Source organism: uncultured Cocleimonas sp. (assembly GCF_947495625.1).
Taxonomy (GTDB): domain Bacteria; phylum Pseudomonadota; class Gammaproteobacteria; order Thiotrichales; family Thiotrichaceae; genus Cocleimonas.
Genome location: NZ_CANLZW010000012.1, coordinates 93,622 through 106,086 on the forward strand (window position 1 = coordinate 93,622; position 12,465 = coordinate 106,086).

10 protein-coding genes are annotated in these 12,465 nt (G+C 42.5%); 3 read left to right on the forward strand and 7 right to left on the reverse strand.

What is annotated here, in order from left to right; translation table 11 throughout:
* Positions 1 to 21 precede the first annotated feature (21 nt).
* Positions 22 to 1,701 (reverse strand): hypothetical protein, encoded by a 1,680-nt coding sequence (locus Q1A31_RS08725; RefSeq protein ID WP_299875296.1) that lies wholly within the window; start codon positions 1,699 to 1,701, stop codon positions 22 to 24.
* A gap of 343 nt (positions 1,702 to 2,044) precedes the next feature.
* Positions 2,045 to 3,172 (reverse strand): sulfite oxidase, encoded by a 1,128-nt coding sequence (locus Q1A31_RS08730; RefSeq protein ID WP_299875300.1) that lies wholly within the window; start codon positions 3,170 to 3,172, stop codon positions 2,045 to 2,047.
* A gap of 333 nt (positions 3,173 to 3,505) precedes the next feature.
* On the opposite strand from Q1A31_RS08730, the gene Q1A31_RS08735 reads away from it, so the two are divergent.
* The gene (locus tag Q1A31_RS08735; RefSeq protein WP_299875304.1) at positions 3,506 to 4,543 is read left to right on the forward strand and encodes a zinc-binding alcohol dehydrogenase family protein; all 1,038 of its coding nucleotides are present in this window, start codon (positions 3,506 to 3,508) and stop codon (positions 4,541 to 4,543) included.
* 112 nt (positions 4,544 to 4,655) lie between these two features.
* On the opposite strand, the gene Q1A31_RS08740 is transcribed toward Q1A31_RS08735, so the two are convergent.
* From Q1A31_RS08740 to Q1A31_RS08760, 5 genes are all read right to left on the reverse strand, one after another.
* Positions 4,656 to 5,348: an ABC transporter ATP-binding protein gene (locus Q1A31_RS08740; RefSeq protein WP_299875307.1), complete on the reverse strand. Its 693-nt coding sequence runs from the start codon at positions 5,346 to 5,348 to the stop codon at positions 4,656 to 4,658.
* Positions 5,348 to 6,133, reverse strand: a complete 786-nt coding sequence (locus Q1A31_RS08745) for an ABC transporter ATP-binding protein (protein ID WP_299875310.1) — start codon at positions 6,131 to 6,133, stop codon at positions 5,348 to 5,350. Before Q1A31_RS08745 ends, Q1A31_RS08740 begins: the two co-directional genes overlap by 1 nt.
* On the reverse strand, positions 6,126 to 7,121 hold the full coding sequence (locus Q1A31_RS08750; RefSeq protein WP_299875313.1) for a branched-chain amino acid ABC transporter permease: 996 nt from the start codon (positions 7,119 to 7,121) through the stop codon (positions 6,126 to 6,128). Before Q1A31_RS08750 ends, Q1A31_RS08745 begins: the two co-directional genes overlap by 8 nt.
* Positions 7,114 to 8,046, reverse strand: a complete 933-nt coding sequence (locus Q1A31_RS08755) for a branched-chain amino acid ABC transporter permease (RefSeq protein WP_299875316.1) — start codon at positions 8,044 to 8,046, stop codon at positions 7,114 to 7,116. Before Q1A31_RS08755 ends, Q1A31_RS08750 begins: the two co-directional genes overlap by 8 nt.
* A gap of 141 nt (positions 8,047 to 8,187) precedes the next feature.
* On the reverse strand, positions 8,188 to 9,357 hold the full coding sequence (locus Q1A31_RS08760) for an ABC transporter substrate-binding protein (protein WP_299875319.1): 1,170 nt from the start codon (positions 9,355 to 9,357) through the stop codon (positions 8,188 to 8,190).
* A 223-nt stretch (positions 9,358 to 9,580) separates the two neighbouring features.
* Here Q1A31_RS08760 and Q1A31_RS08765 point away from each other — a divergent pair, with 223 nt between their 5' ends.
* Both Q1A31_RS08765 and Q1A31_RS08770 read left to right on the forward strand, forming a co-directional pair.
* Positions 9,581 to 11,083, forward strand: a complete 1,503-nt coding sequence (locus Q1A31_RS08765; RefSeq protein ID WP_299875322.1) for a GTPase — start codon at positions 9,581 to 9,583, stop codon at positions 11,081 to 11,083.
* Positions 11,013 to 12,425: a GTP-binding protein gene (locus tag Q1A31_RS08770; protein ID WP_299875325.1), complete on the forward strand. Its 1,413-nt coding sequence runs from the start codon at positions 11,013 to 11,015 to the stop codon at positions 12,423 to 12,425. The genes Q1A31_RS08765 and Q1A31_RS08770 overlap by 71 nt, the downstream gene beginning before the upstream one ends.
* The last annotated feature ends 40 nt before the right edge of the window (positions 12,426 to 12,465 follow it).

Here is a 12,465-nt window from a genome sequence, read left to right on the forward strand (position 1 = left end):
ATAAATGATAGCTAAGCGATCTTAACGACCACGAATATAATTAATCATTGCATTATATTTTGGTGATGTAGTTCCTGCTTTTTCTAGCATTGGGAAGTAATTACGATCATCTATAGCTGCAATACCATTAAAATGCATTAGCATGCCGCCGCCAGCTCGATTCCAGGCTCTAAGGTATTTAGTGTAGGCATTACCCATCTGTGGGTTTTTATTAGCATTGGCAAATAGGCTAAAAATACGTGGATCTTTGATTCGGTGTTGACCATCAACACGCAGTAAATGCTGTCCACCTTCGTAAGCGAGCAATTGCACACCGTATTTTTTGGTAATTGCTACATTTTTAACCACACGGTCTTGTATGGCATTTTCAATTGCGCCACCTGGGTAATTATCTTTTGCGAGTCCGCCATTCATGATCTCTCTGAATAGCTGTCCCATACCTGCATTGCCTTGTGCTGCCCAGCGCTTAACCAGTGGACGATTTTCGATACGTGCAATGTAATCACCAAAATATGGTGCAACCGCATACGCATCGAATGACTTGTAGCAATTGCCACCAGCAAGAGGGCAGGTCATTAATTCTTCCGCCATTTTTGGTGCCGAACCATAAGCCGAAACAACACAAACAGCACGGTTGCCTAACACTTGCTTGAAGATACGACACATTTCACGACTACGTTTAGCGTTGTAGTTAAGTGCTAAGAATAAACGACGAGTGCCAACATTTTTGATGTCTAGCTTGCCGCGAGGCCATAATTTTAAAGCTTTGCGCGTCGCATCATGCGTCGCTGGATACATTGAATTCCATATCTCATTAGAATTTTCTACATACACTTTATGTCTACCGTTTAAGCGTGCTTTTACGGTTTGTGCAAACTTGCGATAGAAATCATCCGAGGCTAAATGTGGCATTGAAAACCAAGGGTCAGCCTGACTTTGGTTCGCTAGATCAACCATTGTTTCAACAGGCATGCCGGCATTGTGATTGTAAAATGCAGATTGTGGAGTAGCGCGTTGATGCCATTCTGCCAGCTTGGTTAACTTGGTGTTCTGCCAAGGCATGAAGCGAATAGAATTAAAGTTACGTGATGTCTTTAAGTATTCTGGGTTGAAAGTCTGACGGGTATAAATGCCCGCATACTTCTGCGGAATTACTTTGATGTTGCGAATGTAATTACGTGGATTGATACGGGTAATATGTAAACGTAGATTACGTTTAGCCGAACGTAAATTGAAGTCGATGCGGCCCGGAATTTGACGAGTTACTTCTACATCGCCATGTACTTTAATGTCTGCATCACCTTCGTAGGTCACGAAATGTCTGCCGACAGGGAAATTGTCTGGCATATCCCATATTGCATTAATCGATGTATAAACAGGGCGTTCGCCACGCGCAGGTAAACGGGTTGGCCAACCGTTTCTGTCAACAGGGACTTGATCAGACTCTTTGGTATTAAAAGATGATTTCTTTGTACAGCCAGGATCGATAGGGCGATTTTGCTGCCAGTTAAATTCACACGATGTTATCCAGCCGCGTGATATTTTGAAGATGTCGATGAAAGGGTTTGATGAAGCTAAATGATGTAAGCCACTGGTGTTATAACCAAGGCGATTACCAGGAGCAGCTTGTGTGGCGGTTGATAATGACAGAACGAGCGATGCCAAAAGTGTACTGCTAAGCAGCTTGATAGATAACTTCATATTTATTCTTTATTCCTATGATTTTCTGGCAAATAAATCAAAACTGCCTAGAGTTTTTTTGCCTTATATTCGAACTGTAAAAGCGCTCAAGCGTGATACGCTTGCTACTTCTTTGACAGACCCCTTTTGAATAGTTCAGGCGATTTTAACCTTTCCTTGAGTGGCTTGCACGAATATATGTAAGTTTATGAATTACTTCTGGTTAATCGTTAGTTTACTTTGTAAACAAGCAAAAAAGTGCCCGTAAGTGGGGAGGTGGCTTTTCTAGGCTCACCAAGAGCCAAGAAATTCCATCGTAGATCCCAGAATAAATAACGTTCTTTAATCCCCAGCAACAATAGATTTAAACATTGCTTAAATCATCTTCAACCCAGACTTCAGTGATCTGAACACAATTATTCCCAAACCCTGAATTATCCCAGGGAGGCTCAAGCGGTTGGGTGTCGCCATTGGCATCTGTGGCTCGGCACTTAAGTTGATGGTATCCCGTTTCTGCTTGCCAGTTAAATTCCCAGCGGCTCCAGGCATATTTTTCATTAGCGGGAAATAATTCAGCTTCGAACCAATCCTCGTCAATTCCAACTTCTACTTTTGTGATGGGTGTGCCAAAGCCAGACCATGCACGACCTTGCAAAAGTGTTTCGCCTGCTTCTAATAATCGTTTGCGCGTATACCAGTCTGGTTTTCCCGGCGGTACCATTAATGACTTTACTCGAATGGCTGAAACTGGTGTGCCTTTGTCATCCTTATCTTTTCGATAAACATAGGTTCCAACTTGCTGATAACCTTGAAATTCATAGTCTATGGCTTCGATGCGGTTTAACCATTTCACGCTTGCCATGCCGTACCAGCCTGGCACTACTAATCGTAATGGAAAACCGTGTTGTGGCGGCAACGGTTGGCCGTTAATTTCCCATGCCAGCATTATGTCTGGGTTATTTGCCATTTCGATACTCAGTGCGCGTGAAAAATCATGCTGTACGCCAGAGTCAACGCCTTCATCGGCGCCACTAAATACCCATTGTATTGCTTCGGTTTTAACATCTGCGGTTTTTAAAACATCGATCAGGCGTGTGCCTTTCCACTCTGCTGTGCCAACAGCTTCATACGTCCATGGCATGCTTGGCCAATGTGGCTTTAATAAGGCTCGACCATTACCTGCGCATTCCAGTGTTACTTGCTGAGTGATTTGTGGGAGTGACTTGAGGTAATCCATATCCAGCGTCATCGGATTATTGACCAATCCGCCAATTTCTAAAGACCATTGTTTTTCATCCTGAACATAAGGGATATCAAAATGACTGAGTAAATAATGCATGCCGATAGGGGTAACATCATGGCGTAAGGTTTCTAACGCGATACCTGAGTTACGATTTGCTAATAGCACTTCAAAATGATTGAAGTCTGTTTCTGAGTGTTTCTTGCTTTCCGGATTCAGAATAGGGTTAACAGTTGGATCTTTTTTTTGCATGGCTTTGGTCCGTTTTATCATCACAATCTAATTCTGCAACAATCTATTACAATAAAATTTCTTACAGCAAGAAGTATATGAATGATCTGCCGAGAAAACATATACAAAACATATATCAAACATAGATTATCAAAAATATGTTGATTATGTTTCTCTGTTAACACTCTTTATGAAAAACAATAAAATATCAATACTATACTTCTCAAATAAATTACAGAGTTGTCATTTCCCTGTGTTTGTTTAAACAAGTAAATGAAATGAGCAAACCTAACTTTACAAAGCAAAGCAAAGCAAAGCAAAGCAAAACGAAACAGCATAGCAAAGGAATAAAAAATGAAAGCAGTCGGATATTTAAAGTCGTTACCTATTGATCAAGCAGACTCATTAATGGATATCGAGATAGAAACTCCTGTAGCAACCGGTCGAGATATCTTAGTAAAAGTAGCAGCGGTTTCAGTAAACCCTGTTGATACTAAAGTAAGAATGCGAGCAGAAGCAGAAGGTGATCAACATAAGATTCTCGGTTGGGATGCAGTAGGAGAAGTCGTCGCTGTCGGTGAAGATACAGAGTTATTTAAAGTTGGTGATCAAGTTTGGTATGCGGGAGATATTACGCGCCAGGGTTCAAATTCTGAATTTCAATTGGTTGATGAGCGCATCGTCGGTACAAAACCATCATCACTGTCGAATGAAGAAGCAGCGGCAATGCCTTTAACCGCTATTACGGCTTATGAATTGTTATTTGCCCGTTTAGATTTTACGCCAGGTCAAACAGATGCAGATGCGGAGGCAGGCTCACCTAAACCAACTATCCTGATTATGGGCGCTGCAGGCGGCGTGGGTTCTATTTTAACGCAACTTGCAAAAAAGCTAACCAATGCAACAGTGATCGGTACGGCATCACGTCCAGAAAGCGAGCAATGGGTTCGTGATCTGGGAGCTGATCATGTAATCAATCATCACCAGCCTTTAGTTGCCCAATTAAATGATCTTGGTATTATTAATGTGACGCATGTTATCAGCCTTAATCATACAGAACAGCATTTTCCACAGTTGGTAGAAGCGTTGGCACCACAAGGCAAATTAGCACTTATCGATGATCCAGAAAACGGGCTTGATATAACGTTGCTTAAAGTTAAATCTTTATCTTTGCACTGGGAATTGATGTACACCCGTTCAATGTTCAACACATGGGATATGCAAAAACAGCATGATTTGTTGAATCAGATTTCTCAGTTGATTGATGACGGTGTGATCAAAACAACCTTAGGCGAGAACTATGGCACAATAAATGCAGAAAATTTGAAGCGCGCGCATGCTCATATCGAAACGAATCAAGCGGTTGGTAAAGTGGTACTTGAAGGTTTTTAAATAGGACCAAGCTTTTGACGTTTATAAAAGGGTGAATTGAGACTATCTATTCACCCTTTTTATTATTCTAAATTCAAATTTCCAAGTGATTCTTTATACGTACTAATAACTCTTAAGTACTAACTCCCAAATACCGACTACTAATATCATCAGTCAACGCTTGTGGTGCATCATTCCAGACAGATTGGCCTTTCTCCAATATGAAGCATTGATCGCATACCGGGAGTAATTCCTTAAGAGTTTTATCGACGAGTAATATCGATTGCCCGTTTTCTCTCAGTCTATGAATAGCAGCCCAGATTTCTTGCCTGACTACAGGGGCAAGTCCTTCAGTGGCTTCATCTAAAATCAATAACTTTGGATTGGTTAATAAAGCGCGGCCAATCGCGAGCATTTGTTGTTCTCCACCGGATAAAGTCGCGGCAGATTGTTTGCTGCGTTCTTCTAATCGCGGGAACAGCTGATGAATTTTCTGCATATCCCATTGGCCCTTTCTTTCTGTCGCTAACAGGTTTTCTTCGACCGTTAAATTAGCAAAACAACGGCGTCCTTCTGGGACGAGCCCGATTCCTTTTCGTGCAACGACATGCGTTGGCAACTTCGCCAGATTTTCACCGTTTAATGAAATAGTGCCTGTAAGTGGGGGGGTGAGGTTACAAATAGCGCGTATTGTGGTTGATTTACCTACGCCGTTACGCCCCATTAGAGCTACAACTTCGCCGGGATTGATCTCAAGACTGACATCAAACAATGCCTGCGATTTGCCATAGAAGACGGCTATGTGTTCGACTTTGAGCAAAGACATTAGTCATCCCCCAGATAGGCTTTTCTTACTTCTGGTGAAGCTTTGATTTGATCGGGTGAACCAGAGAAAATCAGTTTGCCATAAACCAATACAGAGATGCGATCAGAAAGCTGGAATACTGCATCCATATCGTGTTCGATAAGTAAAATAGGTATTTCTGCTTTGAGGTTTTGCAGAAAGTTGATCAAACCTTGTGTACTGGCAGGGTCCAAGCCCGCCATTGGTTCATCCAGTAATAATACTTTGGGTTGTAAGGCGAGGGCGCAGGCTACTTCTAATTCGCGGCGTTTACCGTGGGATAGTTGTGAAGCCAGCGTGTCTTTAAACTCGCTGATGTGTAATCGATCCAGAATCTTGTCGGCTTCGTCTATCAGGCTTTGGTCACTGGCTGCCGGTTTCCAGAAACGATAGCTAGAACCCTGACGCGCCTGAACCGCGAGCATCACATTGCGTTGCGCGCTTAGTTCCATGGCGAGGCAGGATACCTGAAAACTGCGGCCTAAACCTAAGCGGCTACGTTTTGCCACGTTCATATTGGTGATATTAGTGCCGTTAAGCGTGATAGAACCAGAATCTGGTTTTATCCATCCTGCGATTTGTCCAACCAGGGTAGATTTGCCCGCACCATTGGGACCGATTAAAGTATGGATTTCTCCTTGTTTAAGGTCGCAATTAATGGAGTCACTAACGGTTAAAGCCCCATAACGCTTGGTGAGGTTTTCTATTTTAAGGACAGTACTGCCCAATTTAGTACTATTTGATGTATCAACGGTGGAATTAGTCATGTTGCTTTTCTCCCACAACCATTTTCATCAAACCGCCATTGGCGTAGAGCACTACAATGAGTAACACCAGACCAAGGAATAACTTCCAGTGTTCGGTATAACCGCCGATAAAGGTTTCGAGCAATACAAACAATGTAGCACCTAAAATGGGGCCAGATAAGCGACCTACGCCACCCAGTAATATAAAGATAATGATCTCGCCTGACATCTGCCAACTGAGCATGTCAGGGCTGACAAAGCGGTTTAAATCCGCAAACAACGCGCCAGCGATGCCTGTGATCACGGCTGAAATCACAAAAGCCGTCAGTTTGATTGGATAAGGTCTGATGCCAACCGTTGCTAAACGCACATCATTCATTCTGGCAACTTGCAATGCGGTACCAAATCGCGAGCGTATGATGCGCGAACTCAGAAATACAGTTAACAGCAATACAGTAAAACAGATCAGGAAGAACACCAATTCATTATCAGTATCGTTCCCCAGAAACTGATTTCTGCTAGAAATTAATAAACCATCTTCTCCGCCATAATCGGGCCATGAAATCGCAAAGTAATACACCATTTGTGCAAAGGAGAGGGTGATCATTATGAAATAGACGCCGCTAGTACGCAGCGAAATCAAACCAATAAATAAGGCGAGAAGGGCACAAATAATAATGACAAATAGCCAGATCGTAAGCATCTGATTGGTGCTGTCTAAGCCTGCAATAAATGAAGTGTTTTCACTAAAATGCATGGCTGAAATACCAGCTATATATCCGCCAATACCGAAAAATGCGGCATGGCCAAGACTTACCATACCGCCATATCCCAATGCGAGATTAAGACCAACACCGGCAATGGCAAAAATAACAACGCGAGAGACTAAATTGACGTAATAGCCTTGATCTAGCCAATAGGTGACTAAGGCGGTAACAAAAATTAAGCCAAGGATAATCAGGTTGAGAGCCTTTTCTTTAAAGCCTTTTTGATGAGTAGAATTAAGCATTGGCTGGGAATAATCCTTGTGGACGAATAGCCAGAATCACAGCCATTAAAATATAAACCAGTACCGAGGCGAGTGATGCACTCAGCGTTGCAACCTGACTGTTGTCGATAAACAATGCCAGAATATTAGGTAAGAAAACGCGTCCTAATGTATCGACCAAACCAACTAGAATAGAAGCGACCAAAGCACCTTTGACCGAACCGATACCGCCAATAACAATCACCACCAAGGCAAGTATTAACACAGGTTCGCCCATCCCAACTTCTACTGAATAGAGTGTGCTGACCAGTGAGCCAGCCAAGCCCGCAAGTGCCGCGCCTAATGCAAAAATAAGAGAGTAAATCACACGAATGTTTACGCCTAGAGCGGCGATCATCTCACGATCGGATTCTCCAGCACGAATACGCATACCGAGCCGTGTTTTGGTAATTAATAAATAAAGTGAGTATGCAATAATCAACCCAATCGCAATGATAACCAGGCGGTAAATAGGGTAGGAACTATTGCTATCCTCCTCGAAAGAGAGGGGTATAGAGCCTGATAACCAGCTTGGAATGCTGAGATACAACGGTGATGAGCCAAATATCCAGCTAGTGCCTTCAGATATGATTAAAATTAGCGCGAAGGTGGCGAGCACTTGATCGAGATGATCGCGGTCGTAGAGTTTACGAATCACAACAACCTCGATAATCAAACCGGCAATCGCTGCACCGACAAACCCTGCCAGCAATCCAAGTAAGAAAGAGCCCGTCATAGTAGTGATTGTGGCGCAACAGAAAGCGCCAATCATATACAGTGAGCCGTGGGCGAGGTTGATCAAACCCATCACGCCAAATACCAGCGTCAAACCAGCCGACATCAGGAACAATGTCATTCCGAGTTGTAAGCCGTTTAGGAGTTGCTCAAGAAAGAGGGCAGCTGTCATGGATTTCGTATTTGAGGTTTATTGGTTAATTAGTAAATAAAAAGTCACCCCCCTACTTATGAGCACTTTTTTATAAATTGAGTTAAAAAAGTGCTCATAAGTAGGGGGGTGACTTAGTAATACAATGGAATTATAAATACTTTATTTCATCACACAATCTTTAGCGTAAGCATCCTGATGGTTTTCAAGGCCTTTGCTGATAATTTTATTGGTCAAAACATCACCTTCTTTAACCACTTCTCGAACGTAAATGTCCTGAATTGGGAAGTTGTTATTTCCAAATTTGAAATCACCACGTGGCGATGCAAAGTCAGCTGCTTTAAGCGCTTTACGGAATGCATCTTTGTCACTCACTGGAGACTTCTTCAGTGCAGATAAAATCAGATTAGCCGCATCGTAACCCTGACTTGAGTAAAGAGATGGAAGTTTGTTGTATTCTTTCTGATACGCTGCAACAAAGGTTTTATTCGCTTCGTTATCGATATCCTTATTCCATTGTGATGAGTTTTTAACACCAAGTGCTGCATCGCCAACTGCACCCAGAATACCCTGGTCGAATGAGAACGCAGGTCCCATAACCGGGATTTTTGAACCAGATTGTGAATACTGTTTCATGAATGCGATACCCATGCCACCCGGAAGGAAGAAGAATACAGAATCAGCGCCCGATGCTTTAATTTTAGAAATCTCTACCGCGTAGTCTTTTTGACCGAGTTTTGTGTAGATTTCACCCGCAACTTCGCCTTTATAGAAGCGTTTGTAACCTGTTAATGCATCTTTACCCGCTGGGTAGTTTGGCGCCAGAATAAAGGTCTTTTTAAGGTCTACACCGTTAGCGTAGTTACCCATTGCTTCGTGTAAATTATCATTCTGCCATGCGACATTGAATGAATTTTCGTGACACCCTTTGCCTGCTAATGCCGAAGGACCTGCATTTGGGCTGACGTAAAAAACGCCTTTCTTAACCGCTGAAGGAATAACAGCCATCGCCAGATTAGAGAAAATAATACCGGTAAGAATATCGACTTTATCTTTTTGAATAAACTTGTCTGCAATTTGTACCGCTTTCGCTGGTTTACGGCCATCGTCTTCAATAAGAAGCTCAATATCTTTATTGTCTGACATTTTTAGTGCTAACTTAAAACCATCTCTGACATCTTTACCAAGACTAGATCCACCACCAGAAAGCGTCGTAATCATACCGATTTTAGTGGTATCCGCTTGAGCCATAGTTGTCGCTGAAGTAAAGATGAGAGCCAGACTGGTCATGGCGATTGTTTTAGCTGAAAGTTTTTTTACCGATGAAATCATAAAATGTCCTTAAGGGTTAAAGGGATAGTGGTATGAATAGTATAGAAAAGTTTTGTCGAAAACACCTAATATGATTAGGTATTTTAAAATTGGATGAATAGATGAATAAAGGTAGTTATGATAATCATCGCTTAATGAACAGCTCATTGAAATACTATAACTCGTTGCCATATTAAGAGATAATAAGGCTATTAACGTATCTCAAGAATAGTAAAAAATTAAAATGAAGAAAACGGGTTTTAAATTTAAGCGTTTACTCGCTGTTGCAGTGGTTTTAGTGACACTGCTTTTATTGTTGTTTCTGTTTTCTGCGACTCGCAGTGCGCTTGATGTTTGGGAGCGTTTGCAAGGCTTGCCTGAACCACTGTTTTACACATACGTAGCACTTATTGCTGCGGTGATTTTATTCAGTTTATGGTTGATTTATAAATTATTAAAGCCGAGTCAGCAAAGCCCTGATTACAAAATTGAAGAAGTCACCGAAGAGAATATTTTAAAAGAATTAGACCACGCCGACACGGTAGGCATGGAAACTGCTGAAATGCGTCGCGAGATTGAGCAATTACAGGCGCGTAAAGAGACTGGCAGAATCTATGTTGCCTTATTTGGTGATGTCAGCACGGGTAAATCATCCATTGTCAAAGCGCTATTGCCCGAGGCTACTTCTGCGTCGTTGAATATTGATATCAATGTGCGTGGTGGATCAACTCAGGATATTAAGCAATACACCTGGAAAAGTACGTCGGGAGATAAATTGGTGTTAACTGACCTTCCTGGTCGCAATGAAGCCAGTGGCGAATTAGATGCAGCCGTTAGAGATGAGGCAATCAGAGCACAGATTGTGGTGTATGTGACGGATTCTGATTTGTCCCGCAGTCAATTTGACGATATCCAGCAACTCAAGAGTTTTGGTAAGCCAATGATTGTTGCCTTGAATAAAAGTGATCGTTTCACCGATGAAGAAAAGCAATTGATCAGCGAACGATTCAATACCAATTTAAATGCAGGCACGGAAGCTTCAATACAACACGTGTTTGTGCAATCTGGTGGTGAAGAAGAAGTTGTCAAAATATACCCGGATGGTCGTGAGGAGAAAGTCGTCAGAGAGCGCAAGGCTGATGTTTCTGCATTGGCACAAGCACTACAGGATGAAATCGACAAACAGAGTGGCGCATTAGAAACCTTACGTGATGCCAGTGTGTTTGTACTGGTTAAACAAAAATTAGATGTGGCGAAGGATGATTTCCGCCAGAAAAAAGCAGAAGAAATCATTAAAAGCTCTACCCGCAAAGCCGTACTGGGAGCATTGGCCTCAGTCAGCCCAGGATCGGATTTAGTGATACAGGGTGTACTTGGAACACAGCTCGTTAAAGGTTTGTGTGCTTTATACGATGTGCCTGTTAAACAATTAGATATCGATAATTTGCTGGACTTTAGTACAGGTCAAATGAAAAAAAGCGTTCCGTTAATACTGGCTGTAGCGGGAAACGGTATGAAAGCCTTCCCCGGAATAGGCACTGTAACTGGCGGGCTGACTCATGCAGTGGCTTATGGGTTGATATTTGATGCCTTAGGGCGTGCTGTAAATAAAACTTTGCAACAGCGAGGTCAATTAAAACCCGCTCCTGCAGCCATTACCTTTAAGGAGATGTTGAGTGAAGATCTGGAATCGCGCGCGAAGTTATTTGCCAAGCTGGTTTTCGACAAGCAAAAACAATCAAAATAACAACTCAAATTCCAGCTCTGAAAACAGTTTCGCTGATCTAGAAAACAATCAGCCAGATTCGGGTGATTCCAATGTCGATATGGCGAAGGAAAGTTTAAGCCAGTTACTTGAAGATACGCGTGTGCCTGACTCTGTACGTGATGTGCTGAGTGATGAGTATCAGCAACTGAGTAAAATGCTGGAAAAGCTCGAAAAAGGGCATTTGCACATAGCTGTTTTTGGTCGGGTGAGTGTGGGTAAGTCGTCGGTATTGAACGCTTTGTTGGGTAAACAGGCATTTAGTGTCAGTGTATTACACGGCGAAACTAAAACAGAAAGTAGTGAAGAGTGGCAGGAAGTGGATGCTGGCGGTATCTACCTGATTGATACGCCTGGCATCAATGAAATAGACGGAGAAGAAAGGGAGCAATTGGCTCATGAAGTTGCTAATCGTTCTGATTTACTCTTGTTTGTGGTCGATAGCGATTTAACCGAAGTTGAATTAGCGGCATTAAAGACCGTTGCGGATACTAATCGACCCATTATTCTGGTCGTGAACAAAGCAGATCAGTACAACGAAGAAGAGATCTTTGAATTACGTACCATTATTCGCAAACGTGTTAAGGGTATTATCGCGCCTGCAAATATCGTTTTCACTGCTGCATCCCCGAGTAGACAAACAGTCATCTACATCGATGATGAAGGGAATGAAAAAGAAACGGTTAGACAACGACCTGTCGATATCCTGAATCTGAAATCGCGCTTATGGGAAATTTTAGAAGCAGAAGGTAAGACCTTATCAGCGCTAAACGCATCTTTGTTTGCCGGTAACCTCAGTGAACAACTGGGGGAGAAGATTCTCGCAACCCGAAAAGAATTGGGTGAAGAAACCATACGTATGTATTGCGTGGGTAAAGGTGTTGCGGTTGCTTTAAACCCTATACCTATTGCCGATCTATTAGCGGCAGCTGCGATTGATGTGAGTATGGTGATTCATCTTTCAAGAATATACGGTTTACCAATGAGTAAATCAGAAGCAGGTGAGTTGATTAAAACCATCGCCGCTCAAATGCTGGTTTTATATGCAACGTTCTGGGCGATTCATTTTGCCTCGTCTGCATTGAAGATAGGCACTGTTGGTTTTTCAACGGTAGTTACTGGTTTGGCGCAAGGTGCGGTTGCCTGGTATAGCACTCTGGTCGTCGGTAGAGTAGCCGAAGATTATCTAGCCAAAGGCAAGTCCTGGGGTGATTCTGGGCCTAAACTAATCGTTCAGAATATATTAGATAACCTTGATCGAGACTCAGTGATGAGTGACGCTAAGGAAGAGATTACACGCTACTTAAAAGCATCTAAGAAGTAATCTCAACGGTCTGATTTGGCTTCTAAAACTATATTCCCAA

Excerpts from the sequence above, each read along its gene's own strand:
- Q1A31_RS08725 (WP_299875296.1), bottom strand. The coding sequence starts at position 1,701 with ATGAAGTTATCTATCAAGCTGCTTAGCAGTACACTTTTGGCATCGCTC.
- Q1A31_RS08740 (WP_299875307.1), bottom strand. The coding sequence starts at position 5,348 with ATGTCTTTGCTCAAAGTCGAACACATAGCCGTCTTCTATGGCAAATCG.
- Q1A31_RS08755 (WP_299875316.1), bottom strand. The coding sequence starts at position 8,046 with ATGACAGCTGCCCTCTTTCTTGAGCAACTCCTAAACGGCTTACAACTC.
- Q1A31_RS08730 (WP_299875300.1), bottom strand. The coding sequence starts at position 3,172 with ATGCAAAAAAAAGATCCAACTGTTAACCCTATTCTGAATCCGGAAAGC.
- Q1A31_RS08760 (WP_299875319.1), bottom strand. The coding sequence starts at position 9,357 with ATGATTTCATCGGTAAAAAAACTTTCAGCTAAAACAATCGCCATGACC.
- Q1A31_RS08765 (WP_299875322.1), top strand. The coding sequence starts at position 9,581 with ATGAAGAAAACGGGTTTTAAATTTAAGCGTTTACTCGCTGTTGCAGTG.
- Q1A31_RS08745 (WP_299875310.1), bottom strand. The coding sequence starts at position 6,133 with ATGACTAATTCCACCGTTGATACATCAAATAGTACTAAATTGGGCAGT.
- Q1A31_RS08750 (WP_299875313.1), bottom strand. The coding sequence starts at position 7,121 with ATGCTTAATTCTACTCATCAAAAAGGCTTTAAAGAAAAGGCTCTCAAC.
- Q1A31_RS08735 (WP_299875304.1), top strand. The coding sequence starts at position 3,506 with ATGAAAGCAGTCGGATATTTAAAGTCGTTACCTATTGATCAAGCAGAC.